The organism is Streptomyces coelicoflavus (assembly GCF_003112555.1).
In the GTDB taxonomy this organism is placed as follows: Bacteria; Actinomycetota; Actinomycetes; order Streptomycetales; family Streptomycetaceae; genus Streptomyces; species Streptomyces coelicoflavus.
This window is the reverse complement of the sequence record NZ_BEWB01000002.1, coordinates 271,317-291,166: the sequence shown is the minus strand read 5'-3', so window position 1 is coordinate 291,166 and position 19,850 is coordinate 271,317. Positions and strand designations below refer to the sequence as shown.

Genomic DNA, 19,850 nt, shown 5'->3' with positions numbered 1-19,850 from the left:
GTGGCCCACGCCCTGTCCGTCCTGCCCTCCCGGCCGGCGGCGCGTGTACGGCGGCTGCCGCCCGTACTGGCCGTGGTCGCCGTCGTGGCACTGCTCGCGCTGCCCCTCGGCCCGGACGGCGGGGGCGGCGCGCACCCGGCCGACGCGGTCTCGGCGCTGGCGGTGCTGTACTGCGCGCTGCGGCTGGTACGGGACCGGCGGCGCCCCCTGTCCCGCACGGCGGCCGTGGTCCTCGGCCTGCCCGTGCTCGGCCTGGCCGTCGCGGCGGCAGGGGCCCTCTCTCCGGGGGCCGGGCTCACCGGACTCGGCCGCTATCTCCAGGTCTTCGTCCTCGTCCCCGCCGCCGTGCTGCTGCTGGTCCGCGACCGGGCCGACGTGCGGCTGCTCACCTGGTCGATGGTGGGGCTGGCGCTGTGGCAGGGGGCGGTCGGCGTGCACCAGTACGTCACCGGGACCGGAGCCTCCTACCAGGGGGAGCCGATCCGGGCGGTGGGCACCTTCGGGCCGCAGGACGTGATGGGGATGGCGACCGTGGTGTCGCTGGGGCTGGTCTGCGCTGCCGGGCTGGCGCTGGGCCGGACGCCGGTGCGGCACCGGCTGCTCGCCGCCGGGTGCGCGCTCGCCCTGCTGCTGCCGCTGGCCCTGTCGTTCAGCCGCGGGGCGTGGATCGCGACGGCGGTGACGTGCGCGGTGCAGCTGCTGCTCGCGGGGGTGCGCAGGGCGCTGGCGGTGGGGGCGGCCGTGGTCGCGGCGGCGGTGGTGCTGGTGGGCGGCTTCGGGGTCGGTACGGCGATGCTCCAGGAGCGGGTCGGCAGCATCACGCAGGTCACCGACGCCCCCGACCAGTCGGTGACCGACCGCTACACGATGTGGGCGGCGGCGGCCGGCATGTGGCGGGAGCGGCCGCTGACCGGCGTCGGGCTGAAGGGCTTTCCCGAACACCGGGACGCGCACGCCTCGTTGGCGCTGTCGTCGGGCAGCGAGACCGACGGCGCGGGGGCCGGGTACCGCAGGCAGCCGTTGCTGTCCCCGCACAACATGTATCTGCTGGTGCTGGCCGAGCAGGGGCTGATCGGGCTGCTGGCGCTCGCCGGGAGCTGGCTGGCGCTGCTCGTGCTGGGCCTGCGCAGGCTGCGCGCCGTACGGCGGGAGCGGGGGACGGTGCCGGACTGCGCGTTCGTCGCCTGCGGGCTGCTGGTCTGGCAGCTGACCGACTTCGCGTACGCCGACATCGGCGGACCCTCGACCGTCCTCACGGCGGTGTGCTTCGGCCTGGCGGCCTGGTGGGCCCTGGCCTCCGCCGGGCCTGAGGTACCGGAGCGGTGACGACGACCTCGCCGCACACGGCGGACGGAACGGGCGCGCGTCACGGCGCGGACGGAGGCGGTGCCGGCGCCGCGGGCAAGGCTGTCGCCCCACCGACCGCGGCCGCCGCGCGGGACTCCGGCTCCGCGACCTTCCCGCCGCACCCGGAGACCGCACCGACCGCCGAGGCCCGGTCCTCGGGGCGCTTCCTGGCGCGGGCCGCGTTGGTCACCGCCGTGCTCTCGGTGGCCGGGTCGGTGCTCGGGCTGGTGCGGGACCAGGCGCTGGCGCGGTTGTTCGGGGCCGGCGGCGAGACGGACGCGTTCCTGGTGGCGTGGACGGTGCCGGAGTTCGCGGCGACGCTGCTCATCGAGGACGGGCTGGCCTTCGCGCTGGTGCCGATGTTCAGCCTGGCCCTGGCCCGCCGCGCGCGGGGCGCGACCGGGGACCCGGTGCGCGCGCTGGTCGCCTCGACCCTGCCCGGGCTGGCCCTCGCGTTCACGGCGGCCGGTGCGCTGGTCGCCGTCGCCGCGCCGGTGCTGGTGCGGGCCCTGGCGCCGGGGCTGCCCGACCACGCCCTCGCCGTGGACTGCACCCGGCTCACCGCCACCTGCGTCGTCACCTTCGGGCTCGCCGGGTACTGCAGCGCCGCGCTGCGGGCGCACCGGCGGTTCCTGGCTCCGGCGGCGATCTACGTCGCCTACAACACCGGCATCGTCGCGGTGATGTTCGTGCTGGGCGGCCGCTGGGGGGTGCGCTCGGCGGCGGCCGGGGTCGCGGTGGGCGGGGTCCTGATGGTGGCGGCTCAACTGCCTTCGCTGCTCCGGCGGTTGAAGCGTCACGAAGGCGAGCGGCCCTCGGTGGTGGCGGACGACGCCGCCCGGCCGCTCGCCGTCGCCCTGTTCGCCACCGTGCTGCTCTTCGCGCTGTGCCGGCAGTCGCAGGTCCTCATCGAGCGCTTCCTGGCCTCCGGGCTCCCCTCCGGGGCCATCTCGCACCTGAACTACGCGCAGAAGGTGGCGCAGATCCCGATGACGCTGTCGCTGATGCTGTGCACGGTCACCTTCCCGGTGGTGGCCCGCGCGCTGGCCGACGGCGACACGGAACGGGCCCGGGACCGGGTCGAGCGGGACGTGGCGCTGGCGGCCTGCCTGGTGCTGCTCGGCGCGGCCACCGTCGTCGCCTGCGCACCGCAGATCGTCCAGCTGCTCTTCCAGCGCGGCGCGTTCACGGCGGCCGACACGGCGGCGACCGCCGGGGTCATGCGCGTGTACGCGCTCGGGCTGCTCGGCCAGACCGTGGTGGGCGCGCTGGCCCGCTCCTACTTCTCGGCGGGCCGCGCCTCCTGGTACCCGCTCGGGGCGATGGCCGTCGGTGTCGTCGCCACCGCCGTCGCCGGCGCCTCGGCGGTCGGCCCGTGGGGGGTGAGCGGCATCGCCGCCGCCAACGCCGCCGGCATCACCGTCACCGCCGCCCTGCTGCTCGCCGGGATGGGCCCGCGCAGCGTGCCGGTGCGTCTCCGGCGGGTCCTGGGCGACCTGGGCCGGGCGGTGCCGGCGGCGGCCGTGGCGACCGGTGCGGGCGCGCTGGCCGCCGACCGGGTCACCGGTGCCGGTGCCGCCGTCTCGCTGGCCGTGGGCGCCGCGACCGTCGGCGGTGTCTTCGCCCTCCTCTGCCTGGTCCTGGGCGTCCGGGGCGTCCCCGGCACCGTTTTGCGGACGGTCCGCCCCGTCCGTCCCCCTTCCCCCCGCTCCGTCACACAAAGGCACCCGCATGGCCGTTCCCGCTTCCGGTTCCCCTTCCGCGCCGACCGCTGACCCGCGCCCGGGTACCGGCACCGGCCCGGCGCCCGCCCCCTGGGTCGCGATGTACCACTCCGTCGGCGACTGCTCGGACGACCCGTACCGCATCACCGTCACGCCCGGCCGGCTGGACGCGCAGCTGGGCTGGCTGCGGCGGCGCGGGCTGCGCGGCGTGCCGGTCGCCGAGCTGCTGGCGGCCCGCGCCCGGGGTGGCGGACGGGACCTGGTGGGGCTGACCTTCGACGACGGGTACGCCGACTTCGTCGAGCACGCGCTGCCGTGCCTGCGCCGCTGGGGCTGCGGGGCGACCCTGTTCGTCCTGCCGGGACGGCTCGGCGGCGACAACGCCTGGGACCCGCTGGGCCCGCGCAAGCCGCTGCTGACCGCCGACGGCATCCGCCGCGCCGCCGCCGAGGGCGTCGAGATCGGCTCGCACGGTCTCACCCACGTCGACCTCACCGCGGCGGACGACGCCACGCTGACCGCCGAGACCGCCGGGAGCAGGGCCAGGCTCGCCGAGTTGACCGGCACTGAGGTCACCGGCTTCTGCTACCCGTACGGCACCGTCGACGCCCGCGCTGCCGACGCGGTGCGCGCCGCCGGGTACGGCTACGCCTGCGCCATCGACCCCGGCCCGCTGACCGGCCCGTACGCGCTGCCCCGCGTGCACGTGGGCCAGCGGGACACCCCCGTACGGCTGCTGTTGAAGACCCGGCTGCACCGCCTGCGCCGCCGGGCCGCGGCGGGGGTGTGAGGTGGCGGACGTGAAGGCCCTGCACATCATCACCGGTCTCGGCGTCGGCGGCGCCGAGCAGCAACTGCGGCTGCTGCTGCGGCACCTCCCCGTGGACTGCGACGTCGTGACGCTCACCAACCCCGGACCGGTCGCCGAGGGGCTGCTGGCCGACGGCGTCAAGGTCGTCCACCTCGGCATGACCGGCAACCGCGACCTGGCCGCACTGCCCCGGCTGGCCCGCCTCATCCGCACCGGCGGCTACGACCTCGTCCACACCCACCTCTACCGCGCCTGCCTCTACGGCCGTGTCGCCGCCCGCCTGGCCGGGGTGCGCGCGGTCGTCGCCACCGAGCACTCCCTCGGCGACTCCCAGATGGAGGGCCGCCCGCTCACCCCGGGCGTCCGCGCCCTGTACCTGACCGGTGAGCGTCTCGGCAGTGCCACGGTCGCCGTCTCCTCCACCGTCGCCGACCGGCTGCGCCGCTGGGGCGTGCCCGCGCCCCGCATCGAGGTCGTCCCCAACGGCATCGACCTGGCCCGCTTCCGCTTCGACCCGGTCCAGCGGCTGCTCACCCGGCGCCGCCTGGGCCTGCCCGAGGGCGCGTACGTCGTCGGCGGTGTCGGCCGGCTGACGACGGCCAAGCGCTTCGACGTCCTGGTGCGCGCCCTGGCCCTGCTGCCGCCGGACTGCTGGCTGCTCCTGGTCGGCGGCGGCCCCGAGGAGCACCTGCTGCGCCGCACCGCCCGCGAGGCGGGGGTCGCCGACCGCGTCCTGCTCACCGGCGAACGCCCCTACCTGCCCGACGGCTCCCCCGGCCCCGACCTGCCCGCGCTCGCCGCCGCGATGGACGTCCTCGCGTCGCCGTCACCGGAGGAGGCCTTCGGCCTGGCGGCCGTGGAGGGGCTCGCGTCCGGGCTGCCGGTGCTGTACGCCTCGTGCCCGGCGATCGAGGACCTGCCGCCCGGGGCCGCGCCCACGGCACGGCGCGTCGACGGCGGCGGCGCCGGGGAGTTCGCGCGTGCCCTCGCCGAGACCCGCGCCTCCGGCGGCCCGGTCCCGGGCATGCGCGGCGCGTCCGAGGCGGCCCGCCACTACTGCGTCACCCGCAGCGCCGCCCGGCTGATGGACGTGTACGCGACCACTCTCGCGCAACCGCTGCCCCCGTCCCCTTCCCCGGCGTCCCAGGGAGTCAGTTCCGCATGACCGAGCCCCTCACCCAGTCCCCGGCCCAGCCCGCGACGGCCCCCGAGGCCCCCGCACCCGCCCGCCGGGAGCGCGCCAGGAGGGCCCTGCGCCGTGTACCGGGCCGCCTGCGTTCCCTGCCGCCCTGGTCGGCACTGGCGGCCGGCGTCCTCGCCGGCGGCCTGCTCGGCGCCGGGTACGGCCTGGTCGTCACCCCGCAGTACACGGCGACGAGTTACGTCGTCGCCGTGCCCTCCGACCAGTCCGACCCCGCGTCCGCGCTGGGCTTCGCGCAGGCCTACGGCCGGGTCGCCACCCAGCTCGCGGTGCTCGGGGACGCGCAGATGTGGGCCCACGTGCCGGTGGCGGACCTGGAGCGGAGTGTGCGCACCGCCACCTCGCCGGACGCGCCGATGGTCTCGGTGACGGCCACCTCCGCCGACCCGGAGGAGGCCGCCGACATGGCCAACGCGGTCGCCCGCGCCCTGACCAAGCACGCGGACGCCGCCGCCGACGACACCCATGTGGAGCTGCGGCAGTTCGCCCGGGCCACCGAGCCCACGGAGTCGTCCTCGCCGTCCGCCGCCGTGACGGGCCTGGTGGGCGCGAGCGCGGGCGGTCTCCTCGGCGGCCTCGCCCTGCTCGTCCGGCCGCGCCGCTCCGGCCGGGAGCCCGGACGCACGCCGGCGGCCGTACCCGGACCGGCGTCGGCCGCCGACGGCCGCGGACAGCTGTGACCCGGCCGGGGCCCCCGCACCACCCGGGTCCGCTCCCGCCCGGCCACACGATCGAACTGGTCACCGACGAGCGCGTCTTCGCGGGCCTGGCCTCCGAGTGGCGGCGGCTGTACGGCAGATGTGCCACCGCCACGCCGTTCCAGAGCCACGCCTGGCTCCGCTCCTGGTGGCGTTCGTACGGCTCGCCCGGACGGCTGCGGCTGGTACTGGCCCGCGACGGCCGCGAACTGGTCGCCGCCGCGCCGCTGATGCTCGTACGGCGTCCGGTGCCGGCGCTGGTGCCGCTGGGCGGGGCGATCTCGGACTACGCGGACGTCCTGCTGGACGACGGGCGCGGCCCGGACGCCGTGGCCGCGCTCACCACGGGCCTGGCAGCGGCGGCCCGCACCGCGCTGGTCGACCTGCGCGAGGTGCGGCCGGGCGCCGCCGCCGAACGGGTCTACGCACGCTGGCGCGGGCCCCGGCGCCGGCTGGACGACTCGCTCTGCCTGGAACTGCCCGCCCTCCCACTGGACGGGCTGGTCGCCCGGCTGCCCTCGGCCAAGGCCCGGCAGCGGGTCCGCGCCCAGCTGCGCCGGCTGGACGCGCTCGGCGTCAAGAGCCGGCCCGTCCTGCCCGACGAGGCGGACGCGGCGGTGCGGCGCCTCCTCGAACTGCACCGGTTGCAGTGGCGGGGGCGGAAGGTGACCGGCGAGCACCTGCTCCCCCGGTTCCGCGAGCACCTGGTGCGGGCGGTGGGCCCGATGGTGCGGTCCGGGGACGCGGTGGTCACCGAGTTCCGGATGGCCGACGAGGTGGTGGCCGTGGACGTGACGCTGCTGTCGCCGCGGCTGGCCGGCGGCTACCTCTACGGCGCGCATCCCCGGCTGCGGGAACGGAAGGCGGACGTGGCGGTGATGCTGCTGGACGCGTGCGCCTCGTACGCCCGCGCGCCGGGGCGCGGCACGCTGAGCCTGCTGCGGGGCGACGAGCCGTACAAGCACCGCTGGTGCCCGGAGCCGGTGCCGAACCAGCGGCTGCTGCTGGCCCGCCGCCGCACGGCCCCGCTGCTCGCGGCGGCGCTGTGCGATGCGGCGGCACGACGGCGGGGCAAGGACCTGCTGCGGCGGCGGGAGGAGCGGAGGGAGCACGACGGTGGCGGCACCTGACCGGGCCCGCCACCGCCGTGGCACCCTCCGCGCGCCCCTACTTCTCGCGCGAGTACCAGTCCAGGCGCAGGCACAGCTTCCCGCCGAGCCAGTGCTCCACCCAGTCGCCCAGTTCCAGCGGCGAGCAGTCGGCCGGCGACTCGGGCGCGGTGGACGGCACCGGGGGCACCGGTGGTGCGGTGGGCGCGGGCGGGGTGGACGTACCGGGCTCCGGGACCGTCGGTTCCGTCTCGTCGGTGCGGCCGAAGAGCACCGACCGGTAGACGGCGGTGGAGCGGGGGTTGTCGTCGCACTGCCAGACGCCGTGCGGGCAGTAGTCGGTGACCGTGTTGTAGACGGGCTTGTGCTCGTCCATCCAGGCGAGCATGCCCCGCATGTACGCGGCGTTGTCGCCGTTGCGGAACAGCCCCCACTCCGGGTAGGAGACGGGCTTGCCGTGCGCCTTCGCGAAGTCCACGTGCGCCTGGAGTCCGTAGGGCTCCTTCACCTGTTCGTCGAACGTCATGCCGCGCGGCTGGTCGTAGGAGTCCATGCCGATGATGTCGACGGTGTCGTCCCCGGGGTAGCACCGCGTCCAGGGCACGGCGTCCCGGCCGCGGCTGGGCGCGAAGTCGAACCGGAACTTCTGGCCGGGCACCGCGCGCATGGTGGTGACGATGCGGTTCCAGTACGTCTTCCAGGCCTCGGGGTCGGGTCCGCAGCGGTGGGTGTAGGTGGTGCCGTTCATCTCCCAGCCGAGCACCAGGACCGTGTCCGGCACCTTGAGCGCGACGAGGCGTTCGGCGAGGGCGCGGAAGTGGTGGTCGAAGCGTCCGGCGGCGCCCTGGCGCAACAGTTCGCGCACCTCGTCGTCGTCGACGTGCTCCTCGTTGCGTTCCATCATGGGCACGTTGAGGACGAGCATCCGGTCGGCCTTGCGGGTGCGCCAGTCGGCCCACACGTCGAGGAAGCCGGGGGCGCCCTCGATGTTGCTCCAGCGGTCGCCGGGCAGGTAGGTGTGGCCGACGCGCAGTTCCGCGCCGCCCAGCCAGTGGCTCAGCGCGGCCATCCGGGCCACGCCGCGCGGGCCGTAGTCCAGGTACGCGCCGAAGGCGGGGGCGGCTTCGGGGCCGGGCTCGGGCGCGGGCGCGGCCTCCGGACCGGGTTCGGGCGCGGGTGCGGCCGGTTCGGTTGCGGGTGCGGCCGGTTCGCCGGCGGCCGCACCGGGGCCCGCGGCCAGGAAGGCCGCCGCCGCGATCGCCGCCACCGCGGCGGCGTGCGCCGGCCGCCGCCCGGAGCGGGCCCGTGACTGCCGTACGGCCATGCCGGCCTCCTTAGATCGTTGGTCCGGTCTCCGTTACTGACACTCAGTCATATGAAATGCCATCACGCCACCGCCGTTACGGCGTTCGAGTGCGTCGATCGCCCGCACCGGTGAATCACCCCGGTACTCGCTCGAACCAGCCCGAATCCGAAGGATGTCTCCCGTGTCGCTGCTCGACACCCGTGTCCCCGCCGTAGTGCTGCGGACCGACCGGAATCCCTTTCACCACGGAACACTGGGTGCCGTGCGTTCCCTCGGCCGCGCGAGCGTGGACGTGCACGTGGTCGCCGACTGCGCCGGAAGCCCGGTCGGCGCCTCCCGCTATCTGAGCGGGCTGCACACCCCGCCGCCGCCCGGCGCGTCGCCCGCCGAGATCGCGGTGGTCCTGCGCCGCGTCGCCGCGCGGATCGCCCGCCCCGCCGTGCTCATCCCGATGGACGACGCGTGTGCCGTGGCGGTGGGCCGGGCGCGAGCGGAACTGGCGCCCGCGTTCCTGCTGCCGGACCAGCCGGGCGGGCTCGCGGAGCGCGTGGCCGACAAGGCGGAGCTGGCCGGCGTGTGCGCGTCCCTGGACCTCCCGCACCCCGAGACCGTCGTCCCCGACGGCGCGGCGGAGGCGGCGCGCGCGGCGTGGCGGCTGGGGCTGCCGGTGGTGGCGAAGTGGAGCCGGCCCTGGCTGGTGCCGCCGGGCGGCGGGCTGCGCAGCACGGTGCTGGTGCGCTCGGCATGGGAGGCCGGGGAGCTGTACCGGCGGGCGGAGGAGGCGGGCAGCCGGCTGCTGCTCCAGGCGTTCCTGCCGCCGGGCCCCGACCGGGACTGGTTCTTCCACGGGTACGCGGACCGCTCGGGCGCGGTCCGGGCGGGCGGTGCCGGCCGCAAGACCCGGGCCAGGCCGCGCGGCGCGGGTCTGACGGCGGTGGGCCGCTGGACGCCGAACCCCGAGGTGCGGGCGCTCGCCGGGCGGATCGTCGCCGAGCTGGGCTACCGGGGCGTCCTCGACCTCGACTTCCGCCGCTGCGGCACGACCGGCCGCTATCACCTGCTCGACTTCAACCCGCGTCCCGGCGCCCAGTTCCGGCTCTTCGCCGACACCGCGGGGCTGGACGTCGTACGGGCCCTGCACCTGGACCTGACCCACCGTCCGCTGCCGGAGGGGGCGCCGCGGCCGGGGCGGGTGTTCGTGGTGGAGAACTACGCGCCGCTGAGCGCGCTGCGTCCGGCCCGTGAGGGGCGCGGGGGCCGGGAGCTGGCCTGGTACGCCCGGGACGACCGGGCGCCGGGCAGGGCCCTGTGGGCGCTGTGGGGCCGTCATGTGAGCGCCCGGCTGCGGGACCGCGTGCACCGGAGCGAGGCCCGCCCGCAGGCCGGTGCGCAGGCCCGGGCCCGCGTCGTGCGCCAGGCCTCCCCGCCGGCCGCGGACCGCACCGGTGTCGCCGACCGCCCGGACGAGGACCACCGGGACCGCCCGTGCCCTACCGGCCGCCGGGACGCGGACCGGGCGGGCACCCGCTGACGCGCCACGGGCCGCCGGGGGGCGAAGAGCACGACACCCCCGGCGGTCCGTGCGGGACCGTCGGGGGTGTCCGGGGTGTCTGGGCGAGCAGGGCGGGGTCAGCGCCCGGCGGCGGCCCGGCCCCGGCGGTACAGGATCGCTCCGCCCGCGATCAGCACGGCACCCGCGGCCGCGGCACCCAGCGTGCCCTCGCTGCCGGTCTCGGCCAGCACGGGCGGCTGCTCCGTCTGCGGAGCCGGCGGGGTGTGCTCCTCCTCGGTGGGCGGCGGGGGCTCCTCCTCACCGGGGGGCGGCGGCTCCTCGTCGGTGGGCGGCGGGGGCTCCTCCTCGCCGTAGCCCGGGGGCGTGGTCGGGGGCGGGGGCTCCTCCTCGCCGTAGCCGGGGGGCTCCTCCGCGGAGTTCTCGCACTCGTTGCCGAACACCGGGTTCAGCGCGGCGATCACGTCGACGGTGTTGCCGCAGAGGTTGACCGGCACGTCGACCGGGACCTGCGTGGTGTTGCCGGAGCCGACGCCGGGCGAACCGTGGGTCGCGCCGTCCGCGTGGGCGCCGGAGCCGGACGAGGCAGCCGAATCCGACGCGTCCGACGAGGACGACGTCGAGGTGTCCTCGCCGTATCCGCCGCCGTGGCCGCCGGTCTGCTCGTCCGAGGCGTTCTCGCACTCGTTGCCGAAGGCCGGGTTCAGCGCGGCGATCACGTCGACGGTGTTGCCGCAGGCGTTCACGGGCACGTCGACGGGGACCTGGAGGGCGTTGCCGGACACTGCGCCCGGCGAGTTCGTGGCGGCACCGTCCGCATGCGAGTCGGCAAGGGCGGGGCTGCCGCACAGGGAAAGGATGCCCGTCGCGGCGGCAGCCGCGACCATCCCCCTGCTCAGGGTCTGTCGCACTCTGTTGTCTTCCTGCTGGATGGATGAGAGATGGCTGGAGAACGATCCGGGGGACGGGCTGCAGAAAGGGGAAAGGCCGGCCCCGAACCAAACGAGTTGGCCAAGGCCGGCCCCGACGCAGCCGGTCGGCTGGTGCGGAACGACGTCAGTCGTTCACGCACGTGTTGCCGAACGCGGGGTTCAGCAGACCGATCACGTTGATGCTGTTGCCACACACGTTGACGGGAACGTGCACGGGGACCTGGACGACGTTGCCGGACAGGACGCCCGGGGAGCCTACGGCGGCACCCTCGGCGCCGGCGTCGGCGAAGGCCGGAGAGGCCATGCCGAGGGCCATGATCGCGCCCGCGACGACAGCAGCGCTCTTCTTCATGAACTTTCCCTTCTCTGCGGTCATGCCTGAATGACGGCCGAAACCGCGCGAGCACAGCATTGACGGCTCGCACCATGACCTGCAGCCTGCAAACGAGGAATTGACGGCCGGAGAAACTACCGAACGTATGACACCCCGAAATTCACTCGGATGCCTCACGACACGGTCCGGCCGTTCCCCCAGGAGAGCGACGACGTCGATCCGCTCCCCGGCGAAATCCCGTTCCGTTCACGGCCGGGCGGCCCACGCGGAAATCAGCGGGCCGCCCGGACCGGGCGGAGCTGGGCTCAGCGGCCCTCGCCGTTCGCCGACAGGACCGACAGGTCCTCCAGGACGTGCGAGAGGGCGCCGTCGCGCTTGGCCTGCGTGGAGTTGTCCGCGCACTGCTGGTTCAGGTCGTCCGCCAGAACGTTGACGTCCTGGATCGGCACGAGGTTGATGACGGCGACGTTGACGTCCTCGACACCGAGGCACGGCTTGTTCAGCGTGCCCTCGACCAGCGACAGCTGGGGGCTCATGTCGCCCTTGGTGGCCGAGTTGCCGAACGCCGACTCGGCGCCGTTGCCGTTGGCCACGGCCGGCCCGTTGTCGTCCCCGATGGCCAGGGCCTGGGGAGCGGCGGCAGCCGACATGCCGATCACAGAAGCGGCAGCCGCCGCGGCGACCATTGCCTTCTTGAGCACTTCGCGTTCCTTTCGTCGTAGCGACGCACTGTCCTACGGCCTCATCAACCCGGTGCGCCATGATTGGTTGCGGGCGTTCACCCGGTTGGCCCGCACGGCATCTCGGAATCGGCGCGGGAATCGCCGGAATCCCCGGGGGAAACGCGGACCCGTACACACTTCCCGATGTCCGCCGTCGGAGTGAACGGGAGAAACCCGGACGGACTCACGGAGTTGACCAGTGCGCTCCGGCGAACGGGGTTTCCTCAGAAAGGACTGGCCAGTGATCAAGAAGGTAGTTGCCTACGCGGCGATCGCCGCCTCCGTCATGGGCGCCTCCGCTGCCGCGGCCCCGCAGGCGATGGCGATCGGCGACGACAGCGGTCCCGTCGCGGCCAACGGGAACGGCGCCTCGCAGTACTTCGGCAACTCGATGACCACGGGCAACATGAGCCCGCAGATGGCGCTCATCCAGGGCTCGTTCAACAAGCCCTGCATCGCGGTCAGCGACATCCCGGTCAGCGTCATCGGCCTCGTGCCGATCCAGGACCTCAACGTCCTGGGCGACGACATGAACCAGCAGTGCGCCGAGAACTCCACGCAGGCCAAGCGCGACGGTGCGCTGGCCCACCTCCTGGAGGACGTCTCGATCCTGTCCGCCAACGGCGAGGGCTGAGCACGGCAGGCGCCGGTACGCGCCGGGGGCGGTCCGCCGAGCACATCGGCGGACCGCCCCTTTCGCACGCCCTCGGCGCCCGGCTGCGTTCCGGCAGGATCGGCAGGATCGGCAGGACCGGCAGGACCGGCAGGACCGGCAGGACCGGCAGGATCAGCGTGCCGGCTTCGCGTACAGCGCCTCGATCTCGTCCGCGTACGCCTCGACCGCCGCGTGCCGTTTCACCTTCAGGGACGGGGTCAGCAGCCCGTTCTCCTCGGTGAACTCGTCCTCGACCAGCCGGAAGGCGCGGATCGACTCGGCGCGGGAGACGGCCGCGTTGGCGTGGTCGACGGCCTTCTGGACGTCGGCGCGCATCCTCTCGTCGTGCACCAGCTCGGACAGCGGGGTGCCGGCGGGCAGCTTCCGCACCGCCAGCCAGTGGGCGACCGCCTCCGGGTCGAGGGTGATCAGCGCGGCGACGTAGGGCCGGTTGTCGCCGACGACCAGGCACTGGGCGACGGGTGGGCGGCTGCGCAGGCGGTCCTCCAGGACGGCCGGGGAGACGTTCTTGCCGCCGGAGGTGACCAGCAGGTCCTTCTTGCGGCCGGTGATGGTGAGGTAGCCGTCGGCGTCGAGGGAGCCGAGGTCGCCGGTGGCGAACCAGCCGTCGGTGAGGGCCGCCTCGGTGGCCTCGGGGTTGCCCCGGTAGGCGCCGAAGACGATGCCGCCCTTGACCAGCACCTCGCCGTCGTCCGCGATGCGCACGGCGGTGCCCGGGACCGGCGGGCCGACCGTGCCGGGGCGGGGTCCGAGCGGCGGGACGATGGTGGCGGCCGCGGTGGTCTCGGTCAGGCCGTAGCCCTCGTAGACCATGATTCCGGCGGCGTAGAAGAACAGGTTGAGGTCGCTCTCCAGCGGGGAGCCGCCGCTGATGGCGTAGCGCATCCGGCCGCCCAGCTCGCCCCGGACCCGGCGGTAGACCAGCAGGTCGTACAGGGCCCAGCCGGCCCACAGGCCGAGGGTGGGGCCCTTGCCGCGGCCCAGGAAGCGTGCCAGGTGCGCGGCGCCGAAGCGGACGGCGAGGCGGTGGGCGCGTTCGAAGGAGGCGCCGCGGCCGATCTTCTCGGCGGTCGCCCGGCCGGTGTCGTGGATCTTCTCGAACAGGTACGGGACGCCGACCAGGAAGGTCGGGCGGAACGACTTGAGCGCGGGGCGCAGTTCGTCCGGTTTGATGCTCGGGAAGTGGCCGACCTCGATGCGGGCCAGCAGGCAGGAGATCTGGATGGTGCGGCCCAGGATGTGGGCGAGGGGGAGGAAGAGGAGCGTCGAGGCGGTCTGGCCGGTGACCTCCTTGAAGATCGGGTGCAGCAGTTCGACCGTGTTGGCGGCCTCGGCGTGCAGGTTGGCGTGGGTGAGGACGCAGCCCTTGGGGCGTCCGGTGGTGCCGGAGGTGTAGCAGACGGTGGCGACCGCGTCCGGGGTCAGCGCGGTGCGGCGCTTGGTGACCTCCTCGTCGCTCACGCCCAGGCCGAGGGCGGTGAGGTCGGCGAGCGCGCCGGCGTCGAGTTCCCAGACGCGCGGGTGCTCGGGGTGGCCGGCGGTGCTGGTCAGGACGGTGGCGGTGTTGGCGGCGGTCTCGGTGACGACGTGCCGGGCGCCGGAGTCGCGGACGATCCACTCGACCTGGTCGGCCGAGGAGGTGGCGTACACGGGGACGGTCTGGCCGCCGGCCGCCCAGACGGCGAAGTCCAGGACCGTCCACTCGTAGCGGGTGCGGGACATGACGGCGACCCGGCCGCCGGGTTCCAGGCCCGCCGCGATCAGGCCCTTGGCGACGGCGGTCACCTCGCGGGCGAACTCCGCCGCGGTGACGGGCCGCCAGGCATCGTCCACCTGGCGGCGCAGGACGACCGCGCCGGGGGCCTCGGCCGCGTTGGTGAACGGGATGTCGGCGGTGCTGCCCTCGGTGGGACGGGGCGCGAGGGGGGCGGTGCGGGCCTCGCGGACGGTGCCGCCGGCGTCCGTGACGGTCTCGGTCCTCGTGCGGGACGCCAGGTCACCGCGGTCTCTCGCCCGTTTCAGGTCCCTGCGTACGCCCATGACGGCTCCCGGTCGCGGTCGGACTGAAGTGCTTCGCGTGTACTCGCTCGCGAACTTACTTCAGAGTAAACTTACTCACGCGTAAGGAAACGTCAATGGGCGCACTCGACCACCGTCGGGTCAGGCCAGCCGGTCCGCTTCCCCGATCGCCTCGGCCAGCTCGCGCAGGTCCTCGTCCTCCGTGCGGTCGGCCAGGCCGTCGGCCCGCTCGGACAGTTCGGACAGGCCCGGCGCGCCCGGCAGGGAACTCCGGTCGCCGTCCGCGGACCGGAGGGCGTCGGCGAAGTACGCGGCGGTCGCCGTGACCCGCAGCCCGCGCTCCGCGTCCCAGACCGACTCGCCGAGGGCGTCGGTCTCCACGGCGCCGGACTCCTCGTGCGGGTCCCGGCTGTCGGGGTCCAGCCAGCGGACGGTGGCCGTGGCGAGGTGGCCGTCGGCGCCGGGCCTCGTGCGGACGGCGTACAGGGCGGTGACCGTGTGGCCGGGGCCGACCTCGCCGCCGTCGACGCGGTCGTCGCGGAAGTCCTCGTCGGCGACCTGGCGGTTGTCGTAGCCGACGAGGCGGAACTCGGCGACGGTCTCCGGGTCGAAGGCGACCTGGGCCTTGGCGTCGCGCGCGGTCAGCTCGATGTGGCGCGGCAGTTGCTCGCAGAACACCTCGCGGGCGTCCTCGGTGGTGGAGACGTACGCGGTGTGGCCGTCGCCCTTGTCGGCGAGGCGTTCCATCAGGGCGTCGCCGTAGTCGCTGCCGACGCCGACGCCGAAGAGGGTGATGCCGTGCTCGCGGCGCTCGGTGGCGACGCGTTCGAGGATGGTGTCCGCGTCGGTGTCGCCGGTGTTGGCGAGGGCGTCGGAGACGAGGACGACGCGGTTGGTGACGCCCTCGCGGCGGCCCTCCACGGCGGTCTCGTAGCCGGCCTCGACGCCCGCGCCGAGGTTGGTGGACTCGGCCGGCTCCAGACCGTCGATCGCGTCGTGGACGCGGCCGCGGTGGTCGCCGAGCCGGGTCATGGGCAGGACGGTCTCGGCCTCGTCGCTGAACGTGACGAGCGCGACGGAGTCGTCGTCGCGCAGCCGGTCCGTCATGGTGCCCAGCGCCTCCCGGGCGAGGTCGAGGCGGCCGGGCTCGGCCATGGAACCGGAGACGTCGATGACGAAGGTCAGGGCGGCCGGCGGGCGTTCGCCCCGCCCCTCGGCGGAGCGGGTGGCCAGGCCGACGCGGACCAGCGACCAGTCCTCGTCGTCGGTGCGGGCGCCGTCCACGGTCACCGAGAAGCCGTCGCCGTCGGGGCGCTCGTAGTCCTGGCGGAAGCTGTTGACGAACTCCTCGGGGCGGACCGTGGCCGGGTCGGGCAGCCGGCCCTCGGACAGGGTGCGGCGTGCGTAGCCGTAGGAGGCGGTGTCCACGTCGAGGGCGAAGGTGGAGAGGTGGTCGGGGTCCGGCGCGATCTCGCGGGAGTCGCCGTTCTTCTCCCCCTCGCCGGTGCTGGTGCCGCCGTCGTCACGCTGTGCGCCGCGCGGGCGGTCGGGTGGGGGCATCGGGGCCGAGCCGCGGCGCCGCGAGTCGACCGTGGTGTCCTTCGCCCCGCCGGACGCGTCGTCGTCTCCCCCGCAGCCGGTGAGCAGCAGCCCGCCCGCCAGGGTGAGCGCGAGCAGCGCGGTCGCGCCGCGCCGCCCCCGCTTCCCGTGAGTCCCGTACCGGTGCATCGTCAAGTCCCCCTGTGCTTCGTCGGCGCCGGTGTACGTGACTGTGACGGGGCGGCGGGGCGAAACGTGCGGCACGGGGTGTTACGGCTGTGTCTCGAAGCGGGTACGGGGGCGTCCCGCCGAGACCGGTGGGTGATCCTCCGGTGACCTAGGAGACGACGTCCTTCCTGGCGAAACCCCGGAAGGCCAGGGCGAACAGCACCAGCGCGTACGTGACCGAGACCGCCGTGCCCTGGATCATGCCGGACCACTCCGGGTTCGGCTGGACGGCGTCCGCCCAGGCGAACTGCCAGTGCGCGGGCAGGAAGTCGCGCCAGTGGCCGAGCGCGGTCACGGCGTCCAGGACGTTGCCGACGATGGTGAGACCGACGGCGCCGCCGACCGCGCCCAGCGGTGCGTCGGTCCGGGTGGAGAGCCAGAACGCGAGGCCGGCCGTGACCAGTTGGGACACGAAGATGTACGCCACGACCACGACCAGGCGCTGCGCGGCCGTGCCCGGGGCGAGCGAACCGCCCGTGGGGATGGCCAGCGGTCCCCAGCCGTAGGCGACGGTGCCCACGGCCAGCGCCACCAGGGGCAGCAGCACCATCGCGGCCAGGCTCAGCCCGAGCCCGACGGCCAGCTTGGAGGCGAGCAGCCGGGCGCGCGGCACCGGCGCGGCGAGCAGGTAGCGCAGGGAGGACCAGCTCGCCTCGGAGGCCACGGTGTCCCCGCAGAACAGGGCGACCGGGACGACCAGCAGGAAGCCCGCCGAGACGAAGAGGTTGACGGCGGCGAAGTTGGCGCCGGAGGCGGTGGCGGTGTCCATGAGGGTGATGCGGTCTCCGGGGCCCTCGGGCTCGCCGCCGATCGCGAAGGCGACGACGAGGACGAGCGGCAGCACGGCGAGGATCGCGCCCATGACCAGGGTGCGGCGCCGCTTGAGCTGGCGCACCAGCTCCACCCGCAGGGGGAGGGTGCGGCCCGCCCGGTAGCCGTACGCGGACTCGGACGCCGACGCCGGGCCGGGCGCGGGCCCGGTCGTGGCCGGCTTGGTGGGCGTGCTCATGCGGAACCTCCGATCAGGGTGAGGAAGGCGTCCTCCAGGCGGCGGTGCGGGCCGACCGACGCCACGGGGATCTCCAGCCGCACCAGTTCGGCGACCAGGCCGGGCGCGGTGCCGCCGGGGTCGAGGCGGACCAGGAGACCGTCGTCGGTGTGCACGACCGAGGCCACGCCCGGCAGGGCGGCGACCTTGTCCACGAGCGGTTCGTCCACGGGCAGGCCGGTGCCGACCAGGAGGGTGTCGCCGGAACCGACGATCTCGGCGACCGGGCCCGCCTGCACCAGCCGGCCCCGGTCCATGACGACGAGGTGGGTGCAGGACTGCTCGACCTCGGCAAGGAGGTGGCTGGAGACGATCACCGTGCGGCCTGCCGCCGCGTAGCGGATCATCACCTCGCGCATCTCGCGGATCTGGGGCGGGTCCAGGCCGTTGGTCGGCTCGTCCAGGATCAGCAGGTCGGGCAGGCCGAGCATGGCCTGGGCGATGGCGAGGCGCTGGCGCATGCCCTGGGAGTAGGTGCGCACCGCGCGGGCGAGCGCGTCGCCGAGACCGGCGATCTCCAGGGCCTCGTCGAGGTGGGCGTCCTCGGGCGGACGGCCGGTCGCCCGCCAGTACAGCTCCAGGTTCTCCCGGCCGGACAGGTGCGGCAGGAAGCCCGCGCCCTCGACGAAGGCGCCGACCCGGGACAGGACCGGGGCGCCGGGGCGGATGGCGTGGCCGAAGACCCGGATCTCGCCGTCGTCCGGCTTGATCAGGCCCATCAGCATCCGCAGCGTGGTGGTCTTGCCCGCACCGTTGGGCCCGAGCAGGCCCAGCACCTGCCCCTTCTCCACGCGGAAGGACAGCTCCCGCACCGCGTACCGCTCGGTGGACCCGGCGTAGCGCTTGCTCAGGCCGGTGATCTGAAGGGGTACGTCGGCCAGCGCCGGGTCGGGCGCGGGCGCGGCGGTGCGGCGGCGGCCGGTCCACAGCAGGGCCAGGGCGACGGCGGCACCGGCCAGGGGCAGCCACCACACCCACGCGAGCAGCGGCGCGGCGGCGGTCGTGACGCCGGGGGCGGTCGGCACCTTCAGGTCGCCCTCGAGGGAGACGGTGTACGTCGCCGGGGTGGCCGGCGAGGCGTAGCCGAGGTCGGTGGAGGCGAGGACCAGGCGGAGCCGGTGGCCCTTCTGCACCTCGTGGTCGATCGCCGGGAGGGTGACCGTGACGTCCTTGCCCGCCTTCGCGTCCTCGACGCGGACGGGGGTCACCAGCTGCGACGGGAGCACGGGCGAGGTGCCGCCGGGGCCGACGTCGTACACCTTGGCGAAGAGGACGGCGTCCTCGGTGGTGGAGCGGACGTGGACGGTGGCCGTCGGGGAGCCGGTGATCCGCAGGTCGTCGCCGACCGGGGCGGACTCGAACGCGGCGTACTGGCCGGGGAAGTCCAGGGAGATGCCGACGCCGAGCGAGGAGAGCCGGGAGAGCCCGCCGGCGCCGCCGATGCCGGGGAGGGCGGAGACGGCGGGCGGGTTGGCGCCGGCCGGGTTGTCGACGCTCTGCTCGCGGCCGCGCAGGGGCACGGAGCGCTGCCCGTTCGCCAGGCCCGGGTAGTGGTCGGCGCTCGCGCCGCGCAACTGGGCCTGTCCGTCGGTGGAGTCGACGCCTCCGGTGCGGGTGACGCGGAAGGCCGGTCCGGTGTCGGCGCCCTTGTCGTCCTTGAGGTAGCGGTCGAACCAGCCGTCGATGCGTGCCTGGACGCGGTCGGTCTCCATGTCGCCGCCGTCGTGGCCGCCCGCGATCCAGTCGACGTCCACGGGGGCGCCGTTGGCGCGGATGGCCTTCGCCGCGGCGTCGGCCTGGCCGAGCGGGAAGAGGGAGTCGGTCTGGCCCTGCATGAGCAGGGTGGGCACCTTGATCCGCTCGCCCACCGCCTGCGGGCTGCGCTCCTCGAGGAGCTTCACGGCCTCGGCGTCGGGCGTGCCGGACTCGGCGACCCGCTGGTACATGCGGCACAGGTCCGCCTCGAACCGGTCGCAGCCGCCGCCGGAGTTGACGAAGATGCCGGCCCACAGCTTCTTGAAGACGCCGTTCGGGAACAGCGCGTCCGCCAGGTTCCAGTAGGTGATCGCCGGGGCGACGGCGTCCACGCGGGCGTCGTGCCCGGCGGCGAGCAGCGCGACGGCTCCGCCGTAGGAGCCGCCCGCGATGCCGACGCGGGGGTCGCCGTCCTTGTCCAGCTCGACCTGGGGCTGCTCCGCGAGCCAGTCGAGCAGGCGGGAGACGTCGGCGACCTCGCCGTCCGGCGCGTTCAGCCCGATCTTCCCCGTGGACTCGCCGAAGCCGCGAGCCGACCAGGTGAGGACCGCGTACCCGTCCCGGGCGAGGTCCTCGGCCTGCTCCCGTACGTCGTCCTTGCTGCCGCCGAAGCCGTGCGCGAGCAGGACGGCCGGGCGGCGGCCGTCGGAGCCCGCCGTGAAGTACGAGGTGTCCAGGCGCACTCCGTCGCCCACCGCCACGGCCCGGTCGGCGCGCCGCACCGGTGCCGGGTCGTCACCGGCGACGGCCGTCCACGTCCCGGCGCCGGCGAGCACGACGACGGCGGCCGCGGCGGAGAGCATCCGCCGCGGCCCCCGTAGCAGCCCTCGCACGCGGGGCAGTCGAAGATCCATGCGTCAACGGTACGGGCCGCCGCCGACAACGGGGGCC

The 19,850-nt window shown here is 75.0% G+C and carries 16 protein-coding genes; 8 read left to right on the top strand and 8 right to left on the bottom strand.

Going from position 1 to position 19,850, the window contains the following annotated elements; all coding sequences use genetic code 11:
* The 6 genes from Sco07f_RS01575 to Sco07f_RS01550 are packed head-to-tail and all read left to right on the top strand — an operon-like array spanning position 1 to position 6,911.
* Positions 1–1,326: an O-antigen ligase family protein gene (locus Sco07f_RS01575; protein ID WP_108986728.1), complete on the top strand. Its 1,326-nt coding sequence runs from the start codon at positions 1–3 to the stop codon at positions 1,324–1,326.
* Complete coding sequence (gene murJ, locus Sco07f_RS01570) at positions 1,323–3,122, top strand: murein biosynthesis integral membrane protein MurJ (RefSeq protein WP_439959680.1); 1,800 nt, start codon at positions 1,323–1,325, stop codon at positions 3,120–3,122. Before Sco07f_RS01575 ends, murJ begins: the two co-directional genes overlap by 4 nt.
* A gap of 49 nt (positions 3,123–3,171) precedes the next feature.
* The gene (locus tag Sco07f_RS01565; protein WP_108987064.1) at positions 3,172–3,861 is read left to right on the top strand and encodes a polysaccharide deacetylase family protein; all 690 of its coding nucleotides are present in this window, start codon (positions 3,172–3,174) and stop codon (positions 3,859–3,861) included.
* Positions 3,862–3,871: 10 nt separating this feature from the next.
* Positions 3,872–5,047 (top strand): glycosyltransferase, encoded by a 1,176-nt coding sequence (locus tag Sco07f_RS01560; RefSeq protein WP_108987063.1) that lies wholly within the window; start codon positions 3,872–3,874, stop codon positions 5,045–5,047.
* Positions 5,044–5,763, top strand: a complete 720-nt coding sequence (locus Sco07f_RS01555; protein ID WP_108986727.1) for a YveK family protein — start codon at positions 5,044–5,046, stop codon at positions 5,761–5,763. The genes Sco07f_RS01560 and Sco07f_RS01555 overlap by 4 nt, the downstream gene beginning before the upstream one ends.
* The gene (locus Sco07f_RS01550; RefSeq protein ID WP_108986726.1) at positions 5,760–6,911 is read left to right on the top strand and encodes a GNAT family N-acetyltransferase; all 1,152 of its coding nucleotides are present in this window, start codon (positions 5,760–5,762) and stop codon (positions 6,909–6,911) included. The genes Sco07f_RS01555 and Sco07f_RS01550 overlap by 4 nt, the downstream gene beginning before the upstream one ends.
* Before the next feature lie 37 nt (positions 6,912–6,948).
* Here Sco07f_RS01550 and Sco07f_RS01545 read toward each other — a convergent pair whose 3' ends face one another.
* Positions 6,949–8,214 (bottom strand): glycoside hydrolase family 26 protein, encoded by a 1,266-nt coding sequence (locus tag Sco07f_RS01545; protein WP_108986725.1) that lies wholly within the window; start codon positions 8,212–8,214, stop codon positions 6,949–6,951.
* Positions 8,215–8,377: 163 nt separating this feature from the next.
* On the opposite strand from Sco07f_RS01545, the gene Sco07f_RS01540 reads away from it, so the two are divergent.
* The gene (locus tag Sco07f_RS01540; RefSeq protein ID WP_108986724.1) at positions 8,378–9,727 is read left to right on the top strand and encodes a carboxylate--amine ligase; all 1,350 of its coding nucleotides are present in this window, start codon (positions 8,378–8,380) and stop codon (positions 9,725–9,727) included.
* A 98-nt stretch (positions 9,728–9,825) separates the two neighbouring features.
* Here the strand turns inward: Sco07f_RS01540 and chpA are convergent, their stop codons facing one another.
* The 3 genes from chpA to rdlA form a co-directional block, all read right to left on the bottom strand.
* Complete coding sequence (gene chpA / locus Sco07f_RS01535; protein WP_042822296.1) at positions 9,826–10,617, bottom strand: LAXTG-anchored chaplin ChpA; 792 nt, start codon at positions 10,615–10,617, stop codon at positions 9,826–9,828.
* A gap of 145 nt (positions 10,618–10,762) precedes the next feature.
* On the bottom strand, positions 10,763–10,990 hold the full coding sequence (gene chpD / locus Sco07f_RS01530) for a chaplin ChpD (RefSeq protein ID WP_042822298.1): 228 nt from the start codon (positions 10,988–10,990) through the stop codon (positions 10,763–10,765).
* A 287-nt stretch (positions 10,991–11,277) separates the two neighbouring features.
* Complete coding sequence (rdlA, locus tag Sco07f_RS01525; RefSeq protein ID WP_030179702.1) at positions 11,278–11,673, bottom strand: rodlin RdlA; 396 nt, start codon at positions 11,671–11,673, stop codon at positions 11,278–11,280.
* 262 nt (positions 11,674–11,935) lie between these two features.
* Here rdlA and rdlB point away from each other — a divergent pair, with 262 nt between their 5' ends.
* Positions 11,936–12,328 carry a rodlin RdlB gene (gene rdlB / locus Sco07f_RS01520; RefSeq protein WP_061444666.1) on the top strand — a complete coding sequence of 131 codons (393 nt, stop codon included), beginning with the start codon at positions 11,936–11,938 and terminating at the stop codon, positions 12,326–12,328.
* Positions 12,329–12,481: 153 nt separating this feature from the next.
* Here the strand turns inward: rdlB and Sco07f_RS01515 are convergent, their stop codons facing one another.
* From Sco07f_RS01515 to Sco07f_RS01500, 4 genes are all read right to left on the bottom strand, one after another.
* The gene (locus tag Sco07f_RS01515; RefSeq protein WP_108986723.1) at positions 12,482–14,410 is read right to left on the bottom strand and encodes an AMP-dependent synthetase/ligase; all 1,929 of its coding nucleotides are present in this window, start codon (positions 14,408–14,410) and stop codon (positions 12,482–12,484) included.
* A gap of 120 nt (positions 14,411–14,530) precedes the next feature.
* The gene (locus Sco07f_RS01510) at positions 14,531–16,117 is read right to left on the bottom strand and encodes a vWA domain-containing protein (protein WP_108986722.1); all 1,587 of its coding nucleotides are present in this window, start codon (positions 16,115–16,117) and stop codon (positions 14,531–14,533) included.
* Positions 16,118–16,265: 148 nt separating this feature from the next.
* The gene (locus tag Sco07f_RS01505; protein ID WP_054100315.1) at positions 16,266–17,165 is read right to left on the bottom strand and encodes an ABC transporter permease; all 900 of its coding nucleotides are present in this window, start codon (positions 17,163–17,165) and stop codon (positions 16,266–16,268) included.
* Positions 17,162–19,813 (bottom strand): alpha/beta fold hydrolase, encoded by a 2,652-nt coding sequence (locus Sco07f_RS01500; protein ID WP_167467986.1) that lies wholly within the window; start codon positions 19,811–19,813, stop codon positions 17,162–17,164. The genes Sco07f_RS01505 and Sco07f_RS01500 overlap by 4 nt, the downstream gene beginning before the upstream one ends.
* Positions 19,814–19,850: the final 37 nt, after the last annotated feature.